Below are 21353 nucleotides of genomic sequence, written 5' to 3' on the forward strand. Positions count from 1 at the left end.
TTACATCATTCCTTTCAAGAAGACGAAGCTAAAGATGAAGATCCACACCACGTCTAAGAAATGCCAGTAAAGAGAGAAAATGAACGCTTTATTAGTTGTTTCAGGGGTTAATCCACGTTTCTTAATTTGTATTAGGATGAATAGACCCCAGAATAGACCAAACGCAACGTGAGCTCCGTGAGTTCCTAACGTAAGGAAAAGGATTGATGTAAAGCCACTAGTTTGTAGCGTAGCGCCTTCGTGAATATATACTACAAAATCGTATATTTCTACTCCTAAGAATCCTAGGCCAAGAATTAGTGTTATGACAAAGAATGTCATCATTGCTTTTAGTCTTCCAATACGCATAGCATGGATCGCAAGGCCAATAGTAAAACTACTTGTTAATAACAAGATGGTTTCAATTAGTACTGGAGTAATCTCAAAAATTTCTGCTCCTGTCGGTCCGTTGCCAGTTCCATTTACTAATGTAAAATATGATGCGAAAAGCGTTCCAAAAAGTGCAATTTCGGCTCCAAGGAAAATCCAGAACCCTAAGATATTTAAACGATTTTGTTCTGTACTATATTCGAGAGGGAGCGAGTGATCTATCTTCATATTCTAGTACCTCCCAATTTTTCTTCTGTTTCTTTTACTTCTTCAACAGAGATGTAGCGACCATGATCTTTCTCAAATGAACGGAATGCTAAACAAGCAAAAAGTCCGATTGTTGAAAGGATTAGAAGAATCCAAATACCGAATACAAACGCAAAGCCCCATACGAAGAAGATTGCTCCTAAGATAAACGGCATTCCACTGTTATTTGGCATATGAATTTTCTTGATATCACCCTTAAACAATTTATATCCCTTTTTCTTTGAATCCCAAAATGCTTCTGTTGAATCAACTTCAGGCACAATTGCAAAATTGTATTCTGGAACCGGACTATGAGTAGCCCATTCAAGAGAACGTGCATCCCATGGATCTGCAGGTATATCTCTTGGTGCGTAGCGAATGCTGTAATATATATTGTACACAATTAAAGCAAACCCTACGGCTAATCCCAATGCACCGATAAACGAAATCATATTCCAAATTCCAAATCCAGTTGATTCTGAGTAGGTATACATACGACGAGCTTGCCCGTCTAAACCAGAAATAAACATTGGGAAGAATGTTACACAAACGCTGATAGAGATGAACCAGAATGACCATTTTCCTAATCGTTCATTCAAAATAAAGCCGAACATTTTTGGCCACCAATAAAAGAGTCCTGCAATCATCGCAAAAACCACACCTGGAATTATAACTAAATGGAAGTGAGCAACTAAGAACATAGTATTATGATATTGGTAGTCAGCACTAGCCATCCCAAGCATAACACCTGTTACACCACCGATAGTAAAAATCGGAATAAAGCCTAATGTGTATAGCATTGGTGTTGTAAAAACAATCTTTCCTTTTCTAAGGGTAAATAACCAGTTGAAAATCTTAACACCAGTCGGTACCGCAATAGCCATGGTTGTAATAGAAAAAATACTATTAACAAAAGCTCCTTGACCCATTGTGAAGAAATGGTGAACCCAAACTAAGAATGATAGTGCAGAAATAGCTACCATAGAGATAACCATTGATTTATACCCATAAAGATTACGTCTTGCAAAAGTTGAAATGATTTCACTATATATCCCAAAAGCCGGTAGGATTAATATATAAACTTCCGGATGTCCCCAAACCCAGAACAGGTTCGCCCAAAGCATATCCATACCACCATTGGACATTGAAAAGAAGTTAGCACCAAACAGACGATCAAACGTTCCCATTGCAAGAGCAACAGTCAAAACTGGAAAGGCAAAAACGATGATTAGATTTGTAATCAAAGCAGACCATGTGAACATTGGCATTTTCATCAATGTCATTCCAGGCGCTCTCATTTTAAGAATGGTCGTAATAAAGTTAATACCTGTTATTAACGTTCCTAGACCAGAAATTTGAAGAGCAATCATATAATAGTTCGTTCCTACAGATTTACTAAATTCATTACCTGCTAAAGGGAAAATAGATGTCCAGGTTGAATCTGGTGAACCACCGATAACAAACGAAATGTTAAATAACATTGCTCCGAAAAAATATAACCAAAAACTTACTGCATTTAATCTAGGGAAGGCCACGTCACGAGCACCAATTTGTAATGGTACTACGAAGTTCATAAAAAACATAATGAAAGCCATAGCCATAAATATAATCATCACAACTCCGTGAGTGGTGAATATTTCATTATACTCTTGTGCACCTAACAATTTGTTATCAGGTACAGCAGTTTGAGCACGCATCATAATCGCATCTACTCCGCCTCGGAATAACATCAATAAGGCAGAAACTAAATACATTATACCGATTCGTTTATGGTCAACAGTTGTTAACCAGTTTTGCCATAGATACCCCCATTTTTTAAAATAGGTTAACCCAACAACAATGGCAATCATAGTAAGTACAATGGCTGCCATCGATGCATATATTGTTGGACCTGGATTAGGTACGGCAAATCGATCAAAGAAATCCATACTTTTTTTGACCCCTTTCAGGAATAATATTGCTTATTGCTCTTCATAAAAACTAACGTTGAGCTAGTGAGAGTTAATTATTAATGATTCATGTTGCTATGATCAGAATTCCCTTCAGATGAATCTGAGTCAGATTGATCTGCTTTTTCTGGGTCTGTTTCGTTATTTTCAGTAGAACCACCATTATGATGAGCTGCCGGAGGTGGCGAAAACTCTAAATGTGTTCCAGTGTAGGTCGACTGTCCAAGGTGGCCTGGTTTTAATAATTCGTTAAACTTTTCTTCTGTAAGAGGTTCAGCAGTTTCTTTAACTTCCTTTACCCACTCATCATATTCCTCAGAAGTCATTGCCTGAACGTTGAACGTTTGTTCAGCAAATCCTTCTCCAGTAAACGAAGCGTTTCGACCCATATATTCACCAGGAACATCAGCTGCTAAATTCAAGGTATTTACCATTCCAGACATTGCGTATTTCTGACCTCCAAGCTGTGGTATCCAGAAACTCGCAATTGGCCCATAAGAATATAGTTTAAACTGAACCGGACGATCCGTCGGAATAAAGAGATAGTTAACCGTTTCAATATTTTCCTCTGGGTAACTAAAATGCCATTTCCAATTAGATGCAGAAGCATAAATAACTAATGGCTCTTCTTCATATCCCTTTGGGACATCCTCCACTTCATAGGTTGACTTAACCGTAATAAACGAAAGGAAAGCAACGATTAAGATTGGAATAGATGTCCAAAGAATTTCTAATTTAATACTTCCTTCAATATGAGGTGGTTCATAATCTTCCCTTTGTTTAGAAGCACGATATTTCCTAACTATATACACAAAGAGTGTGAAGACTACAATTACGACAATAGCCATTGTCCAAATCGAAATCATTATAACATCGGATGTTGTACGACCTTGAGGTCCTTTCGGGTCTAAAACGAGAAGCGGTTCACATCCCGTTAACACAGTGGCAATAGTGAAAATTAACGAAAATAATGCCAATTTCATTTTCATAGAGGTACCCCTTTCTTTAAATATTTTCATCATTTTAATAAGTGCACATATATTCATAGATATCTCTGCTTACATGCGCATTTCTTCACAAAGAAATAGTTAGATATACAAATAAGAATTTATGCATTTATAATAATATCATTAGTTTAGTAGAATAAATGTGACAATATTAAAAAGGATTTTTTTTCAAGTTTTTTGTATTTTTTTCCAAACAATCCGTTGATTCTTATAGGATCCCATGATAATTCACCTCAATTTGATTCGAATTTTTGGCAATTGTATTACAAAACAACCAATGATATTATTTTAATATCAAAATTGTAAAAACTGAGGTGAGTTATCTGAATAAAATAATTACCACTCTAGTATTTAGTACAATAGTTATTACGGGTTGTTCATCCTTAGAGAGTCAAGAAAATGAACAAGAGCAACCACCTAGCAAATCTGAACAAGTTCAACCAAAGTTAGAGTATACAATGGGAAGTAATGATTGGTCTGTAGTTACTAATTTAACAGACAATCCCAAAATTTTAGAAGCCTATCAATTTGCAGTTGAACATCCAGAAGTTTTGGATTACATGCCATGTTATTGTGGTTGTTATGAAGAAGACGGACATACAAGCAATACAAACTGCTTTGTGGATTCAGTACAAGGTGATGTAGCCCTTTTAGATACCATGGGCTTTGGCTGAGGTGTCTGTGTGGATATCGCCCGTGAGGCGAAACTAGAATATGAAAAAGGAACAGATTTAAAAACCATTCGTGAAAACATTGACAAAAAATATGAAGGTTTAGGTACACCAGCTACACCTACTCCAATGCCTAAAGGTTAATGAATAAGACCGGCAGCTTCAAAGCTGCCGGTCTTATTCATTATCAACCTTGTATATTCCTTTTCATCTATTATTTAACTTGGAACTCGACTTTTGGCATATTATGCATCCCTCTTGCCGTAACATGTGCAATTACAAAATAAAGACCAGGTTCGGTAAAAGTCTTCTTGATGTAATATTCACCTTCTTTTTTATCTAACTCTCCTTCTACTTTTACATGTTCCTGATCAGATTGACCTTCTTTCCAAATTTCAAACTGCATCTCGTCAGCATCTTTTACTATATCTTCTCCTTGTGTAATTTTAGCTTGAATAATTACTTCCTCATTGACTTTTAGTTCATCAGGGATAGTTTCAACCGTAACCTCAATTATTTCAGGGACCTCATCATTAATTTGAGTTTCAACGTTGTTATTACAACCAACCAGAAAAAATAATATGGCCAATAAATAGGTTCCGAATTTCGCCATAAAAAAGCTCACCTCTACACTTTTTACTTTAATAAATTTACTTAAATTAATTTTATCATATATAGAAGTTGTCATTGTGACAAATATACGTCATTATTTCCAATAGTTAGATCTATATTGGGTATTTTGAGGATCGCTCTTTTTACAAATGAATTTGTATAAACTAATAACTGATTAATGAAAACAAAACACAAAAAGGCTGATTGAGATATTCTCAATTCAGCCTTTTTGTGTTTTATTTTTGATTATTAACTTCCTGGGTATCCTCTTTATTATAATCATAATTAGATCTATCCACAGGAGTAAAGTTTTCTGGAGTATAGAACCTTAACAAATCTCCGTTTACTACTCTATCGGATTCCTCTAATTTAAGTTCTACATTTTTTTTATATTCCTTTGCAAGCACTAACTTATCTTCAAGAAGCAACTCAAGGCCAGTCTTCGAGTCATAATATTTACCCTCTATGGATGAAACTTCTGGACTTACAAAGTCACCATTTCGAAACGGAATAACTTCATTATGAGTTTCTGATAATAGGTCTGTTCCAAATTGTATATAATTTTTTGTATCAATTCCAAGTAAATGAAGTAGTGTTGGTAAAATATCTATTTGACCACTATATTCTTGGTTCACTCCACCTTCTATCCCAGGTACACGAATAAATAATGGTACTCTTTGTAAACCCGCACTCTCAAAAGGTGTAATTTCTTTACCTAATACTTTCTCCATTGCTTTATTACGATTGACCGAATTTCCATAATGATCACCATACATGATGATGATAGAGTTGTCGTATAAACCAGACTTCTTTAGATAGTCAAAAAACTGCCTTAATGATTCATCAGCATAACGTGCTGTTTGAAAATATCCATCAACAGTTTTATCCCCTGTAGTATGAGGTTGAATTAAAGCGTACTCTTCCCCAATTTCATATGGAAAATGGTGCGTTACTGGTATAAATTTTGCATAAAAGGGTTGAGGCAAAGATTCCAATAAAGGAATGGATTGTTCATAAAATGGCTTATCCATTAACCCGTAATCTGCAATGTTTTCCGAATCCATCGTGTAGTAATTAGAATCAAAGAATTTGTTATATCCAAAAGATTTATAAATCTCATTTCGATTCCAAAAACTCCCCGTATTTGAGTGGAAAACCGCTGACGTGTAACCCTGTTGTCCCAATATAGCAGGGGCAGCCTGGTAAGTATTTAAGCCTTTTGTTGTAAATGCTGACCCTTGTGGAAGTCCATACAAGGAATTCTCTAAAATAAACTCTGCATCTGCTGTTTTCCCTTGTGCTGTCTGATGGAAGAAATTATTAAAATAAAGTGTATTTTCTTCCTTTGTCATGGAGTTTAGGAACGGTGTTACTTCCTCTCCATTCAATTTGTAATCAATTAAAAAGTTTTGCATGGATTCAAGGTGAAGATAAATAACATTCATTCCTTTTCCAGCCCCAAAGTATTTTGGGTTAGGTTCCGAATGATTTGATTTTGTATAATTGATTACCTCTGTGATATCGTTACTATCTGCCAAAACTCTTTGAGTAGAGGCCTTTGTACTTTGAACTGCATCATACAAAGTGTAATTATATAGACCCAAATACTTAACTATATAGTTTCTATCAAATCCCCTAGTTAACAGCTGTGGACGATCCCCTTCAGCCAAAGCTAGGTTAAAGAAAGAAAAACCTAAAGCCAAAGAAAACATAGCTGCTACATATCGCCGTCCAGGATTTTTATCTTGAATTTTTTTATTTCTAACAAAATACAATCCTACTAAAATAAGAAAATCTAAGAAAAACAAGATGTCATACGGTTTTAAAAGAGAGGTAACACTGCTACTAACATCCCCAAAATTTTGTGTCTGTGTTAAAGTCGGTAAGGTGATGTAATCATTAAAAAACCGATAATACATAGTATTTGCATATACTAGGAACGTTAATAAAAAATAAGTAGTTAATAAAATTAAATACTTCTTTCTTCCTTTAAACAAAGTCGCAAAACTTAGTAAGAGTAAAGATGACCCAAGTGGATTTAAAAGTAATAAAAAATCTTGTAGTGAACTTTCCGTATTTAAGTCAAACTGTGTTAACTGAACTATATATGTTTTTAACCAAAGTAAGATTACCGCTACAGAGAAAAAAATGATGTAATGGTTGTGCTCAAACGCTAGATTGATTCTTCTTTGAGCCAATTGAAAAAAGTTTTTCATTTTAACACCTTCTTTCTAACATAGTATTAAAACATAAATTATATAAAAAAAAAATAGGAAAATCCATCTAAATAATTATTAACTATCCATTTTTCTATTATAAATATGCGTTTCATAGCTTACTACATTAATTTTTTTTGCAAACAATAAAATTTTATTTGTTATTTAGAGGCATATATATTTCCCTATTTATTATTAAAAGAATGCATACAAAGCGCTTTATTCCTTCTTCTATTTAATAAGTAAAACGGTAGCTTTATAAAGCTACCGTTTAAAAGAATCTAATAATAAATGTTACTATTAGTATAATAAAGATTAACAAACAAATCTTACCTGTAAATTCCCACCCGTGGTTTTTGTTTTTTAGCATTAGGTAAGAAACCATTATACAAAATAAGAAAAAAATAATTAGAATGTTCTCGAAAAGGTGATTCACATAAATCCAAACTCCCTAGTTATTCGTTAATTAGCAAAGACTCAAGTTTATACCCATCCCATAATACGCACAGTTTGAGCGACTAAGAAAGTAATTAAAAAAGCGATTCCTGTGGGTATTATAAAGGACCAAAAAGTCCATTTAATACTTTTTGTTTCCTTATAGATATTTACTAGTGTTGTTCCACATGGATAATGTAACAAGGAAAATAGCATCATATTTATTGCGGTTAACCAAGTCCACCCATTGTCTAAAAATATTTGTTTAAGCCCCTCTATTCCATCCACATCAATTAATGCTCCTGTAGAAAGATATCCCATCAGTAGTATAGGGAGTACAATTTCATTTGCTGGCAAACCTATTATAAATGCCATAAGAATATACCCATCTAACCCTATTAACTTTCCTAGTGGATCTAGAAAGTTTACAATATGCAATAGGATGCTAACATCACCTATCGAGATATTAGCTAAGATCCACGTTAACACCCCAGCTGGAGCAGCTACTTTAATTGCACGGTTTAGAACGGATGCAGACTTATTTAGTGAAGAACGGATGACAGTATCAACAAACTTTGGTTTTCTATATGGGGGCAATTCTAGAGTATAATGGGTCGGTACACCTTTAAGAGCAGTTTTAGATAATACCCATGAGACAAGGAAGGTTATTATTATTCCAAACAATACGATTCCTACAATCACAGATGTTGTTACTAATGACTTCATCCCTCCTGTAAAACCGGCTGCCATAAATAGTGATGACAATACAATGAGTGTTCCCCAACGACCATTGCAAGGGACGAAGTTATTTGTCAGAATTGCCAGCATTCTCTCACGTGGAGATTCGATTATTCTTGAAGACATAACGGCGGCTGCATTACAGCCAAAACCCATAGCCATGGTTAAGGATTGTTTGCCGTGAGCCCCTACAGTTTTAAATAAACGATCCATATTAAACGCAACTCTTGGTAAATACCCATAGTTTTCTAATAGTGCAAAGGTAGGAAAAAAAATAGCCATCGGAGGCAGCATCACACTAATTACCCAGCTTGTTCCTCTAAATAAACCTAAAACCAATACACCATGGAGCCATTCTGGTGCATTAACAGCATTGAAAAATAGACTCAAATATCCCTCGACCCAGCTAAAGAAACTTGCCAACATACTTGATGGGATGTTTGCTCCAGCAATGGTTAGATAAAAAACGATTCCTAACATAGTAAGCATTATTGGATATCCCCAAATAGGAGATGTAAATATTGCATCTAACTTTTCAGTTCTTTGATCATACCTTGTTTTAGTGAAACTTACCCCCTCTTTTATTACCTCCTGACTATTGTTATAAATTTGTTCCACAATCCGATCACGAATAGTAAAAGAGGAGAGTCGTTCAGCCTGTTGAATTAGATCTTTAATCTTCATGTTAATATTTATTTGTTGTGACTCCATCTTATATCACCTCAGAATTCGAAAGTTCTTTTTCTATTTTTTCTAAAAGTGATTTATCTCCATCAAGTAGCCGTAAAGCCAACCATCTTTCTGGAAATTTTCCACCTGATATAATACGAACTTCTGGTAGTAGGAGGTTGATTTTTTGCTCTGTTTCCTCATCGTATTTCAACTGATATGGTTTACATCGAATTACTCCAGATGCCAAACGATCAATTGTATCCAGTAACATTGGAATACCCGTTTTGTTTCTAGCTGATATCTTAATCACCGGTACTCCTAATCGTTTCATTAACACTTTTTCATTTATCTTAATCCCTAATTTTTCTGCTTCGTCTATTAGATTTATACAAACAATTACATTGTCAGTTATCTCCATTACTTGCAAAGCTAGGTTCATGTTTCTCTCAAGTGCAGTCCCATCTAAAACAACCAGTGTAACATGAGGTTTGTTAAACACAATGTAGTCACGTGCGATCTCTTCATCTTTAGAATTTGAAAACAAAGAATATGTTCCAGGTAAATCAATCATTTCAAACATTTTATCTTTAATGTAAAAATTTCCTACTTTTAAGTCCACCGTTTTTCCTGCCCAGTTTCCAGTATGTTGCTTTAATCCTGTAAGAAGATTAAATAATGTACTTTTCCCCGTATTAGGATTACCGGCAAGGGCGATTTGGAACGATTTACTCATGTCACAATCAACTCCCCTTCGATTCTATTACTCTCTTCTTTTCTTAAAGCAATTATTGTTTGACTAACTCGGTATGCAATTGGATCACCCATAGGACTCTTTCTTAGAACTTCAACGATAGAACCAGGAACGAATCCTAAATCCAGTAATCTTCTTCTCATAACTCCACTTATCTCCAACTTGGTAATGCGTATAGAATCACCCTTCTTGGCTTCAGATAACTTCACTACTTTTGACTGGCTCATTTTTATTTACCCTCCGCTCTTTTTTTGCCTCAATCCAACTTTGTGGTTATAATATGATTATATTTTGAAATTGTCAAACTTATTTTTAAAAAGCCAAAAAAATTAGTGAAATTATATCCTTTCCTTATAAATCGGATCATAATTACTTTATTTTTACTTTAGGTATCATTAGCGTTGCATAAAGATTTTTGAAACTTGTCAAATTGGATTTTTATGGGTGAAACTACAAATAATTGAATATTCAGATATATTGTTTTATCCGGAATTTAAAAAGATTGATAAGGATATAAGAAGTAGTCCTTATCCACAATTGGTAAATTATTTCCTTTTAGTATTGGTAAAGTGGGTCAAATGTTAAATCGTCTAGGTGATCCACCTCACCTTCGTCAAATTGGCGTACAATCAATGCGAAATCTTTTTCCCAATCATATTTTCTTCGTCCTTTTGAGTGTCGGGATGGTTTCTGGAAAAGAGCACGAATAAATGCATCAAGCCCTTCATAAAGACAAGTTTCTAAAGTCCTTTTCAGCCCTAACAGGCTGCCATCGTGGCTGACTCTAAATTGAAGTAATACTTCAAGACAATATGTGATCAAGGCAATCCAGATTTGATTATAGACAGCATTTTCACTTTTTCCAAAGAAGGATTTGATCTTCAGATGTTGTTTCATCCATTTAAAAAAAGTTTCTATTTTCCAACGATATCGATATAAATCTCCGATTTCTTTGGCAGTAAGGTCAAAACAACTAGTAACGATAATAACAAGATTTCCTTCTTGATCTTTAGTTTTGATTAGGCGTAGGGTGTGCTGCATCTTCGTACCATTTTGTGCATTTCCAAGATATACCTCAGCATCTTGATAGATCAAATTTTCGGGATCGGGTGATTGTTCGCTTAGTACTTCAATTTCGGCGTTTTTCTTAAGTCTAGTAATAAATCGAACGCCTTCCAGGCAGTACTTATCGAATTGCTTGTAATCCACATATCCTCGGTCAAAAAGGTAAAGAGCATCAGGATCAATCTCGATTAGTTCATTCATTTGGGTCCGGTCAGCATGTTTTGCCGGCAATAGAACGGCTTTATCAGGGATTGTTAAATCTTTGGTCACAACGACCCGTAAATGCAGTCTAACGCCGGCCTTTGTTTTGCGAAACTTTGCCCATGGATACTGCGATATGGACATACTCATTGTCGATGAGTCAATCACATGAAGACGTCCAATATCTCGAACAATCGGAGATTGTTTCATTTGGGACTGAATCATAAAAACAAGATGGTGTAAGATCTTCTCAAACAACTTCGGAGATAGATCACACTGTTTTCTGGAAAGCTGAGATGTACTAATGCCATCCATATTCAGGTGAACCTGAAGTTCTTTCTTATCTTTCGAATGCTTGGATAGATGGGTTAAACTGTCTAATTCATTGATTTGTGCCAAGATGAGTAGCTGCAAAAATTTATATGCCGTCAGTTTCTTAACATACTTGTCGATGTCCACTACATTGATTAATTTAGTAAAAGTTTGTTCATCTAATACTTTTAGTAGTTCATTAATTGTGGTTTTTGTGTTATCCTTGTCCATGGGATTCTCCTTATATTTAGGGATTTGGACAGGACTACCAAACCTAATTATAAGGGGTTTTTTTATACCCAAGAAGACTTGTATTTACCATATTTTCAATAAAATTACAGATACCTTTCCGTAAAAATGTCTTGACAAATTTAATTTAAATAAATGCAAAGCTAATGTTTAGGTATAAATATAAACGAGAAAAAACCATAAATTTCTTGAAGTAGAATTGACAAAAACAAGGATGACACTATATATTATATATGAGCATATGTTCATATATAATATATATGAGGAGTATATATTTATGTTTTATGATGTAATTATAGTTGGCGCTGGTCAATCTGCTTTATCTATGGGGTATTTTTTAAAAAAGACGAAATTATCTTTTTTAATCCTTGACAAAGGCTCAAGGATTGGTAATACGTGGAGAAATAGGTACGATTCCTTAGTTTTATTTACACCACGTTCTTACAGTTCTTTACCTGGCCTATCACTGGAAGGTAATCCTAATGGGTTTCCAACAAAAGATGAAGTAGCAGATTATCTAGAGTATTATGTACAGTTTTTTAAATTACCTTTTAGAATGAACACCAATATTACAAGAATCATTAAAGAGGGATCCCTATTTAGGCTTTTTTCGGAGCATGAATCATTTACAGCAAGGAATATTATAATTGCGACTGGTTCATATCAATACCCTAATATTCCTTCATTTTCTAAGGAAATCGATAAAGACATTATGCAGGTACATTCTTCCCAATATAAAAATCAATCTCAGTTAAACAGTGGATCTGTATTAGTAGTCGGTGGTCGTAATTCCGGTTCTCAAATTGCACTTGAATTATCGGATACCCGAGAAACATACCTATCGATTAGTCACGATATTCAATATCTACCTCTCACTATAGCGAGGCGAAGTATTTTTTGGTGGTTAGACAAGTTGGGGATATTAAAAGCTGACAATAAATCCTTTATTGGTAGAAAACTTCAAAGTAAAGGTGACATTCTCTTTGGAGATGAATTGAAAAAAAATATTAAAACAAACAAAGTCAAAATAAAACCGAGAGCTATTGATGTCAGGGAAAAAAATGAGATCCTCTTTCAGGACAAGACGAATTTAAAAATTAATAATATCATCTGGGCTACTGGTTTTATACAAGACTTTAATTGGATTGATATCCCAGGCTTACTTAACTCATATGGGACTATAAATCACATTAGAGGTATTACTAATATTAAGGGTCTATATTTTCTCGGACTCCCCTGGCAACATCGGAGAGGATCTTCTCTGTTATTAGGGGTTGGGGATGATGCAGAGTATTTGTATCAAAATATTCTAGCAACAAATTTCAAAGCATAAGCAGTTCAATACGTATCCAACTAAGATCATTATTGTCAGTACTCACTGGACTAATTATAAAGAGTTTTCATATTTATTTGGCATAATTGCAAAATCCTCTGTATTTTATATTGACCATACCTCCCCTAGTTATAACATGGGGAGGCAGCAAGAAATTAAGCTGAATTACAATATTTAACACCTTAATCAATCCATTAAGTAAATCAACAACGTTAAAAATGAACCAAAGGAGGCATTATTATGGGGCATCATCACCACCATGGTCATAGTCACCATCATCATGGCCACGATCATCATGGTCATTCACACGGCCATAATCACTTTGAGGAAGCCAGGGAAGGCAATAAAAAAGGGTTAATAATCGCACTATTGGTTACCACAATTATTATGTTTTTAGAGTTTTTCGGTGGTTTAATAACAAACAGTTTAGCTCTATTATCAGATTCAGGACATATGCTGAGTGACGCCAGCTCTTTATTATTAAGTTTAGTCGCTATCTGGTTTGCTTCTAAACCAGCCTCAGCAAACAAAAGCTATGGTTTTTATCGTTTTGAAATCTTAGCTGCATTGTTCAATGGTGTTACTTTATTTGTTATTGCCGGGTTTATTGTGTGGGAAGCTTATGGCCGCTTTTTCCAACCACCCACTGTTGCAAGTGGTTCAATGATGTTAATTGCATCTGTAGGCTTATTTGCAAATTTGTTTAGCGCTTGGTCTCTAATGAGAAAAGGTGATGTAAAAAACAATGTAAATTTACGTAGTGCCTACTTACATGTTCTTGGTGATGCATTAGGCTCGGTTGGAGCTATAATTGCTGGAATTTTAATGCTTTTATTCGATTGGTATGTTGCCGACCCAATTATTTCAGTTTTGGTCGCTTTACTGATTTTAAAAAGTGCTTGGGGAGTTATAAAACATTCCACTCATATTTTAATGGAGGGTACTCCCCCTAGTATTAACCAAGATGAAGTAAAGTCTGTTTTATTAGAAATAAAAGGGGTAATTGATGTCCATGACCTCCATATTTGGACAATCACTTCTGGATTAGACTCATTTAGCTGTCATATTTTAGTTGAGGATAACATTAACAGTCAAGAGGTTCTACAAGAAGCCATTAATAAAATGCATGATATTTTTCTTATTGAACACACCACTATTCAAATTGAAAAATCTCAGATTGCTCATAATGAATTAAAAGTTTAAACCTACCTAATGATACATCCAGACTGTAGACAAACCCAATGTATTTCGAGTTGAACTGCCCCTAAATTGTTAGACATTAAATCTAACGATTTAGGGGTGTTTTTTATGGCTAATTTTACAGCCCAAGAGAAAATATTTATTGCTCGTCTTTACCTTGAGGGGAAACATAGTTTTTTGGAACTTCAAGATTTATATAACGTTTCTTATCAAATGATTCAAGGATGGGTCCGGTTATATCAAATACAGGGAGAAGAGGGATTTAAGAAATCCTATACAAGTTATTCCGCGGAGTTTAAAATGGATGTACTTAATTATATGAAGGATACGGGTACATCCTCCTACGATGCAGCTGCTATTTTTAATATTTCTTCTCCATCATTAGTTCGAACATGGCGGCTAAATTTTAATGCTGGTGGATTCGATGCCCTCATTCCTAAGAAAAAGGGGCTACCATCCATGAAAAAAGAAACAAAAAAAAGAAAGTTAGTTGAAGGTTCAACTAAAGCGCTTGAAGAACGAATTAAACATCTTGAAATGGAGAACGCCTATTTAAAAAAGTTAAATGCCTTAGTTCAAATGCAGGAAAAATTCCATCCAAAATTAAAGCGCAAGTAATTTATGAACTAAAGGCAATCTATGATGTAGTGGCCCTTATCAAAGTCACTGAAATTCCACGTAGTACCTATTATTATTGGGAAAAACGTTTAAATCGGGAAGATAAATATTCTGCAGTAAAGACAGCTATCCAATCTATTTTTCATGAGCATAAAGGGCGTTATGGTTATCGTCGAATCACAAAAGAATTAAAGAAAATCGGGTTTTCTCATGATCCCAAGACCATCAACCGTCTTATAAATGAAATGGGCTTAAAATGCCTGGTTCGATTGAAAAAATATCGCTCTTACAAAGGAAATGTCGGGCGTATTGCCCCGAACGTGATTCAACGTGATTTTAAAGCAGAAAAAATGAATCAAAAATGGGTAACAGATGTAACGGAATTCCATCTATTTGGTGAGAAGCGCTATTTATCACCCATCCTAGATTTATGTAATGGCGAAATCATTGCCTATACAGTAATGAAACCACCAGTTTATCAACTTGTAGGTGATATGTTGGAACAAGCAACTCAGCGTTTAACATCAGAAGATCGAGTCATCCTCCATTCCGATCAAGGCTGGCATTACCAAATGAAAAGATATCAAAGAACGTTAAAGGAGCATGGCATCATACAAAGCATGTCCCGTAAGGGAAATTGTTTAGACAACGCCGTCATGGAAGGGATTTCTTTGGCTTATTAAAGTCTGAACTGCTTTACCTCCAGAAATTCGAAAGTATGGAGCACTTTGAAGAAGAATTAGTAGATTATATTAATTACTATAATCACAAACGTATGAAGACAAAATTAAAAGACCTAAGTCCAGTACAATACCGGACTCAGATCTTAGAAGCTGCTTAAATTATTGTCTAACTTTTTTGGGTCAGATCAAGTTTGTCTACAGTCTTTTATCTTTACAATAAGTTTTAGTGAAGTAGTACGGCTAGATGCGTAGAAGAATCTTCCCGTGGCATAGCCGAGACATTTTCCCGAGGTTAATCCAATCAACAAATCTTTAATAAAAAAAGCTATCAAAACGTTCGATAATTATAAGTAATCCTTTCTTTTCAATCTGTTTTGTGTCTACATGATTTCTACTTCATTCAAATTAACCTTTGAGTAAGGTGTGGTTCTAGAATATAATAAGGTTGTACATTGTTAAAGATTAGAAGGGAGATATAAAATCAACAATTTAGATCTGCACAAATTTAAATACTGCTTATCATAAAGTTGAGATCATTTACTATGAAAATTTGGAAATATATATTAGGTTCTATTATTTTATTACTTTCTACTTTCAGCCTCTATACCCTATTTGTACAAAAAAAGTATGGAGAAATAACTTTTGCACAAATAATTGATAACAAAAAATTTAACGCTACATCATTTGAAGCTAAAAAAGATCGATTACCTATTATTAAAATTAAAGATACCGTTTTGTTAGATGCCCCTACTATTAAGCAATTCCCTGAACTACCTAGGGGATGTGAGGTAACATCTCTAGCCATGCTTTTACAATATAAGGGTATAAATGTAGGAAAAATGGAATTAGCCGAAAAAATCCCAAAAGATACAACACCTTTAATAAAAGAAGGTAGTAACATTTCTTGGGGGCATCCTAACGATGGATTCATTGGAGATATGTATTCATATAATAATCCCGGTTACGGTGTATACCATCTTCCAATAAAAAAGCTTGCAGAGGAGTATATGCCAGGGAAAGTAGTTGACCTAACAGGGAGTGAATTTAATGAATTAAAAACATATCTTTCCCTTGGTAGCCCAGTTTGGGTTATTACTAATGCAACATATAATAGTTTACCAGATAGCGCTTTCGAAACCTGGCAAACACCTAGAGGTGATGTGAACATAACGTATAGATTACATTCAGTTCTAATAACAGGTTACGATGATAAGTATGTTTATTTTAATGATCCTTTAAATGGAGGAAAAAATAAAAGGGTTTCTACGGATAATTTTATTGCGGCTTGGGAGCAATTAGGGAGGCAGGCAGTCACCTATTATTAATTACAATGTTTATTAATAAATTTTATAAGAATATTTAATTAATTATTTATATAATAAAAGGGAGAATAGCATGGGAAACAAAAAAAAGCGGACAATTTTTAGAATAAGCTTGTTACTAATAATGTTATTAGCAATATCCTATACACTTTACCAAAATTTCTTTACTGAAAAAATGCGAGTTCAAGCAGGAGAAAAAGCACCTGATTTTTTACTTGAGGATATGCAAGGAAACAAAGTTCAACTTTCTGATCTAAATGGAAAAGGAGTCTTCCTAAATTTCTGGGGAACTTGGTGCAAACCGTGTGAAAAGGAAATGCCCTATATGGAAAGACAGTATAAACATTATAAAGATCTAGGAGTAGAGACATTAGCTATTAATATAGGAGAAAGTGAAGTTGCTATTGAAGCATTTGCCAATAAATATGGTCTTACATTTCCTATACTTAAAGATAAAGATTCAGCTGTTACAGAAACTTATGATATAACTCCTATTCCAACAACATTTTTAATTGATAAGAACGGGACAATAGTGAAGGTCATAACTGGCAGTATGACTGAACGGGATATAGCAAACTATATGGAACTTATTAAACCTTGAGTTAGGTGATGAATTATGGAACAAGTCAATTTATTTTTAGCGTTTGGAGCAGGTCTTCTTTCATTTTTATCACCATGTTCCCTTCCGTTATATCCCGCATTTCTATCTTATATAACTGGGGTGTCGGTAAACGATTTAAAGAACAAAAAACAATCATGATCTTTCGCTCTTAACCCAGGAATGAAAATTGGTTCCCCACTCCATAATGTAGATACCACAAACAGTGAGTATATGACGTGGCTCTTATTGGTGGTCTTACCCTGTACAAAAAACTGTTGGAATGAATTTGGTGCACAACCCATTGTTAGCTCTCTCCTATGAGAGATGACTACGAACAGAAAAATGCTTAATTTCAAATTCATTCCACTGTTTGTGGAATATAATTCTGGAAGGTTGAACAAATGGAAACATTGTACAAACGGTGTGCTGGCTTGGATGTTCACTCAGAGACTATTGTAGCCTGTGTCCTAATGGGTGAATCAGAGGCAGACCTGGTAAAAGAAACTGAAACATTTCCTACTATGACTAAAGACTTGTTTCGGCTTCTAAAGTGGTTAGAAGAAAAACAGGTAACTCATATTGCGATGGAAAGCACTGGCGTTTACTGGAAACCTGTTTATAACATCTTAGAAGATTTTTTTGATATTACCTTGGCAAACGCACAAAGAATCAAAAACGTTCCCGGTAGAAAGACAGATGTGTCAGATGCAGAATGGATTGCCAAATTATTAAGACATGGATTAATAGAGAAGAGCTTTGTTCCTCCAGAGGACATAAGAAATCTAAGGGATCTAACTCGTCTCCGCAAGAAATGGATTGGTCATATGACATCTGAAAAGAATCGAATCCAAAAGGTACTTGAGACTTCAAATATCAAATTAAGTACAGTAATTTCAGATGTATTTGGAGTTTCCGGCAGGAAACTTTTAGAACAACTAATGTCTAATGGTTACTTAGATCAAAAAGACGTTGAACAAAGAATTCATGGTCGAATGGCTCATAAAAAACAGTCAATTACGGACTCCTTGTTTGGTACGATAAATGACCACCAATTATTTCTTATCAAACAATCTTGGATGCACATTGTCTATCTAGAAGAGTTAATATCAGATATTGAAAAAAGGATAGATGAAATCTTAAAAGACTACAAAGAAGAAGTGGATATCATTGTCACGATGACAGGTATTAAAAAAGATACAGCAGCTACAATAATTGCAGAAATCGGAGTAAATATGGAACAATTTCCTACTTCCAAACATATTGCTTCCTGGGCAGGACTATCACCAGGAAATCATGAAAGTGCAGGGAAAAGAAAAAGCACACGGACGGTGAAAGGAAACCCTCATATTAAGTCAGCACTTTGCGAAGCTGCGTGGGCAGCATCACGAAGTAAAAACACCAGGTTATCCGCTAAATATTGGTCACTAGCTGCAAGAAGAGGAAAGAAAAAAGCACTCGTTGCCATTGGACATCGAATGCTTACAATCATCTATCACATGCTAAAGAACAAAGAACCCTACCATGAGTCAACATAAATTAGCAGTATAGACAAAAGTTAAAAAAGATATTCGAGATACCATAAATTTAGGTACCTCTGCTTTCCTATTGCAAAAATTGCATTAATAATATCATTAACACAACTGATCTTGTTTAAACCCATATTTATTTTCACAGAAAAGGGATATTAAATAGAGAAGCTTTCATCCATACAGTTCTTTTTTTAGCAGGATTTTCAATTATTTTTATAGCTTTAGGTTTGTCCACCTCTTTCATCGGTTCGTTTTTTTTAGATTATCAAGATTTACTTAGACAATTAGGTGCCATTTTAATGGTATTCTTTGGTTTAGTACTTTCTGGCCTGCTTAAATTTGATTTTCTTCAATCCGATAAAAAAATAAAATTTCAAAAAAGACCCTCAGGCTATATAGGTTCAATTATTATTGGGATTGGTTTTGCAGCTGGATGGACACCATGTACAGGCCCAATTCTTGCTGGGGTAATCGCATTAGGAGTATCAGATCCTGGTAGAGGACTTTTCTATATGCTCCTTTATGTATTAGGTTTTTCTATCCCCTTTCTACTAATGTCTCTGTTTATTGATAAAATGACATTTTTAAAGACTCATAGTGCTGTTATTATGGCTTTAGGTGGCATTTTAATGGTCCTTATGGGAGTATTATTATACTTTAACATGATGACAAAAATTATTACATTTTTAACACCACTTTTTGGCGGGTTTACGGGATTTTAAGATTACTATCACACATCCCATCGTTTCATATTATGACTCAATTACTAATAAGTATATGAATGTTTACTCATTATTATTTCCTGTCGTAATTCTTCTCAAAAACTCCAAAACCAACATAAAAATGGCTTCCTTGTAAGATCCAGGAAGCCAAACATTTATTACGTTAAAATAACCCTTTTACTGATGTTGATACATTGTTGAGAAAGGCACCAAAAAATCCTCTTATTCCACTCAACACTAACACAAACCAATTGGCTTTTTCAACATCTTCTGCTGCAACAACATCCACTTTCACGAGATTTTCATCTTCACTAGTTAAATAACTAATAGGCTCATTACTTTTAGTTTGGATGGTTAAATATCCAACCCTATCACCCTCTTTAATGGGGGCAGTTAGATTTCCCTTTTCATCTAATTTTCCTTTATCAAGGACAAGCTTTGGTACATATTGATCTTCCTCACCCTTTTTAATTGGGAGAATGATTTCGTCAACTGTTTGGATTTCAACCTGGTCTTCTTTTCCTTTTGTCACTGGCACTGAATCTTTACTTTTTAGTTGATAGTTTTTTTCAACTACTATTTCGTTTTTAAAGTTATTAAAAGCATAATCTAGAATTTTTGTTGTTTCTGTAAACCGCATATCTCTCGTATCGGCCTTCATCACCACTGAAATAAACCGTTGATTGCCTCTTTTTGCAGTTGCTGTAAAGCCATATCCAGCAAAATCAGTAGAACCAGTTTTTAATCCATCAACTCCTTCATACCCATATACTAGTCCTGGAAGCATGAAATTGAAGTTATCATAGGTTCTACCATCTCTAAATTCTAATCTTGGTTGACTCGCAGTATCTAATACCTTAGGGTAATCTTTTAACAAACGATACGCTAACTTTGCTGTCGCCCTTGCAGACATAACATTTTCTTCATCAGGCCCTCCTGCAGGATGATTACCCAGCAAAGAACTATTATTTAACCCTGATGAGTTTACAAATTTATAGTCTTTCAGACCAAGTTCTTCGGCTTTCTTATTCATCATTTCAACAAAATTCTTTTCTGTACCACCAATAAGTTCAGCGAGCGCAACTGTTGCTGCATTACCGGAAAAAATCGCCATTGCCTCATAGAGCTCTTTTACAGTATAAGCTTCACCTTGTGTGAGACCCACATTGGATAGTCCCGGAGCTGCTGAGAGCTTATGAACGTATTCATTAATCTCAACTGGTTGGTCCCAAGAAATCTTTTTTTGGTCAATTGCCTCAAGAACCATGTATTCAGTCATCATTTTCGACATTGAAGCTATTCCCAGTACAACATCTGCATTTTTTTCAAATAATACAATACCTGAATCGGCATCTATCAGAATAGCGGCTTCTAACTTTAAATCCAACTCATCTTCAGCTGCATCTGATTTACTTGCGAAACTTATTAATACTGTTGTTAAAACGATAAAGAAAATAATAAGTAATATTGAAATTTTTTTTAAACCCTTCAAAACAAATTTACCTCCAATATAATTGCAATTGCTATATTTTCATCAATTATTTTTGTACATACCAGTTTATTAGTAAGGTTACATATTCCAAACCATAGCTAGTAATGTACCAAAGATGGTAACTAAGGCAATAATTAATCCGTAGTATATATTTATATAAATCGAACCCTTATCCTCTGTTTCACCAGCATGCATAAAAACAATAAGTTGAAGACCTGCCTGTGCGAATGCTGTTAAAAGGAGTACCGTCATACCTACTGCAAACGGCATGTCAAAGAAATAAACCCCAAGTGCTACCGCGGTAAGAATTAACGAAAACACAAACCCTATTACTTGTTTCCGAGGGAATAATTCGGTCAT

Annotated in this window: 18 protein-coding genes and 2 pseudogenes; 9 read left to right on the forward strand and 11 right to left on the reverse strand. The window is 34.6% G+C overall.

The window, feature by feature from the left end; genetic code table 11:
- The 3 genes from qoxC to qoxA form a co-directional block, all read right to left on the reverse strand.
- The gene (gene qoxC / locus MKX65_RS26015; RefSeq protein WP_160547500.1) at window positions 1-597 is read right to left on the reverse strand and encodes a cytochrome aa3 quinol oxidase subunit III; all 597 of its coding nucleotides are present in this window, start codon (window positions 595-597) and stop codon (window positions 1-3) included.
- On the reverse strand, window positions 594-2543 hold the full coding sequence (qoxB, locus tag MKX65_RS26020) for a cytochrome aa3 quinol oxidase subunit I (RefSeq protein WP_160547499.1): 1950 nt from the start codon (window positions 2541-2543) through the stop codon (window positions 594-596). The genes qoxC and qoxB overlap by 4 nt, the downstream gene beginning before the upstream one ends.
- Before the next feature lie 80 nt (window positions 2544-2623).
- Window positions 2624-3553 carry a cytochrome aa3 quinol oxidase subunit II gene (qoxA, locus tag MKX65_RS26025; protein WP_160547498.1) on the reverse strand — a complete coding sequence of 310 codons (930 nt, stop codon included), beginning with the start codon at window positions 3551-3553 and terminating at the stop codon, window positions 2624-2626.
- Between the two features lie 341 nt (window positions 3554-3894).
- Between qoxA and MKX65_RS26030 the strand changes: the two genes are divergently transcribed.
- Window positions 3895-4386 carry a PCYCGC motif-containing (lipo)protein gene (locus MKX65_RS26030; protein WP_340906956.1) on the forward strand — a complete coding sequence of 164 codons (492 nt, stop codon included), beginning with the start codon at window positions 3895-3897 and terminating at the stop codon, window positions 4384-4386.
- Between the two features lie 70 nt (window positions 4387-4456).
- Here the strand turns inward: MKX65_RS26030 and MKX65_RS26035 are convergent, their stop codons facing one another.
- The 6 genes from MKX65_RS26035 to MKX65_RS26060 all read right to left on the reverse strand — a co-directional run bounded on the left by MKX65_RS26035 (window position 4457) and on the right by MKX65_RS26060 (window position 11475).
- Window positions 4457-4855: a FixH family protein gene (locus MKX65_RS26035; RefSeq protein WP_160547497.1), complete on the reverse strand. Its 399-nt coding sequence runs from the start codon at window positions 4853-4855 to the stop codon at window positions 4457-4459.
- Between the two features lie 235 nt (window positions 4856-5090).
- Entirely contained in the window at window positions 5091-7070 is a 1980-nt protein-coding gene (locus MKX65_RS26040) for a sulfatase-like hydrolase/transferase (RefSeq protein ID WP_160547496.1), read from the reverse strand.
- Between the two features lie 483 nt (window positions 7071-7553).
- Window positions 7554-8954 carry a nucleoside recognition domain-containing protein gene (locus MKX65_RS26045; protein WP_160547495.1) on the reverse strand — a complete coding sequence of 467 codons (1401 nt, stop codon included), beginning with the start codon at window positions 8952-8954 and terminating at the stop codon, window positions 7554-7556.
- Between the two features lies 1 nt (window position 8955).
- Window positions 8956-9648 (reverse strand): FeoB small GTPase domain-containing protein, encoded by a 693-nt coding sequence (locus MKX65_RS26050; protein ID WP_160547494.1) that lies wholly within the window; start codon window positions 9646-9648, stop codon window positions 8956-8958.
- Entirely contained in the window at window positions 9645-9893 is a 249-nt protein-coding gene (locus MKX65_RS26055; RefSeq protein WP_160547493.1) for a FeoA domain-containing protein, read from the reverse strand. The genes MKX65_RS26050 and MKX65_RS26055 overlap by 4 nt, the downstream gene beginning before the upstream one ends.
- Window positions 9894-10221: 328 nt before the next feature.
- Window positions 10222-11475: an IS4 family transposase gene (locus MKX65_RS26060; RefSeq protein ID WP_340902419.1), complete on the reverse strand. Its 1254-nt coding sequence runs from the start codon at window positions 11473-11475 to the stop codon at window positions 10222-10224.
- 295 nt (window positions 11476-11770) lie between these two features.
- Between MKX65_RS26060 and MKX65_RS26065 the strand changes: the two genes are divergently transcribed.
- The 8 genes and pseudogenes from MKX65_RS26065 (at window position 11771) to MKX65_RS26100 (ending at window position 19501) form a co-directional block, all read left to right on the forward strand.
- The gene (locus MKX65_RS26065) at window positions 11771-12826 is read left to right on the forward strand and encodes an NAD(P)-binding domain-containing protein (protein WP_160547492.1); all 1056 of its coding nucleotides are present in this window, start codon (window positions 11771-11773) and stop codon (window positions 12824-12826) included.
- 240 nt (window positions 12827-13066) lie between these two features.
- Entirely contained in the window at window positions 13067-14029 is a 963-nt protein-coding gene (locus MKX65_RS26070) for a cation diffusion facilitator family transporter (protein WP_160547491.1), read from the forward strand.
- Between the two features lie 105 nt (window positions 14030-14134).
- Window positions 14135-15485 (forward strand): annotated as a pseudogene (locus MKX65_RS26075) (IS3 family transposase).
- 384 nt (window positions 15486-15869) lie between these two features.
- On the forward strand, window positions 15870-16652 hold the full coding sequence (locus MKX65_RS26080; RefSeq protein ID WP_160547490.1) for a C39 family peptidase: 783 nt from the start codon (window positions 15870-15872) through the stop codon (window positions 16650-16652).
- A 70-nt stretch (window positions 16653-16722) separates the two neighbouring features.
- Window positions 16723-17250 carry a thiol-disulfide oxidoreductase ResA gene (resA, locus tag MKX65_RS26085; RefSeq protein ID WP_160547489.1) on the forward strand — a complete coding sequence of 176 codons (528 nt, stop codon included), beginning with the start codon at window positions 16723-16725 and terminating at the stop codon, window positions 17248-17250.
- Between the two features lie 15 nt (window positions 17251-17265).
- Window positions 17266-17400, forward strand: a pseudogene (locus tag MKX65_RS26090) (cytochrome c biogenesis CcdA family protein); the annotation flags it as partial.
- 251 nt (window positions 17401-17651) lie between these two features.
- Window positions 17652-18785, forward strand: coding sequence for an IS110 family transposase (locus MKX65_RS26095; protein ID WP_160549954.1), 1134 nt, complete (start codon window positions 17652-17654; stop codon window positions 18783-18785).
- Window positions 18786-18952: 167 nt separating this feature from the next.
- Window positions 18953-19501, forward strand: a complete 549-nt coding sequence (locus tag MKX65_RS26100) for a cytochrome c biogenesis CcdA family protein (protein WP_445677972.1) — start codon at window positions 18953-18955, stop codon at window positions 19499-19501.
- Between the two features lie 163 nt (window positions 19502-19664).
- On the opposite strand, the gene MKX65_RS26105 is transcribed toward MKX65_RS26100, so the two are convergent.
- Together MKX65_RS26105 and qoxD are read right to left on the reverse strand one after the other, a co-directional pair.
- Entirely contained in the window at window positions 19665-20993 is a 1329-nt protein-coding gene (locus tag MKX65_RS26105) for a serine hydrolase (protein WP_160547487.1), read from the reverse strand.
- Window positions 20994-21071: 78 nt separating this feature from the next.
- Window positions 21072-21353: a cytochrome aa3 quinol oxidase subunit IV gene (qoxD, locus tag MKX65_RS26110; RefSeq protein ID WP_160547486.1), complete on the reverse strand. Its 282-nt coding sequence runs from the start codon at window positions 21351-21353 to the stop codon at window positions 21072-21074.

It is taken from the genome of Robertmurraya sp. FSL R5-0851 (assembly GCF_038002965.1).
Taxonomy (GTDB): domain Bacteria; phylum Bacillota; class Bacilli; order Bacillales; family Cytobacillaceae; genus Robertmurraya_A; species Robertmurraya_A beringensis.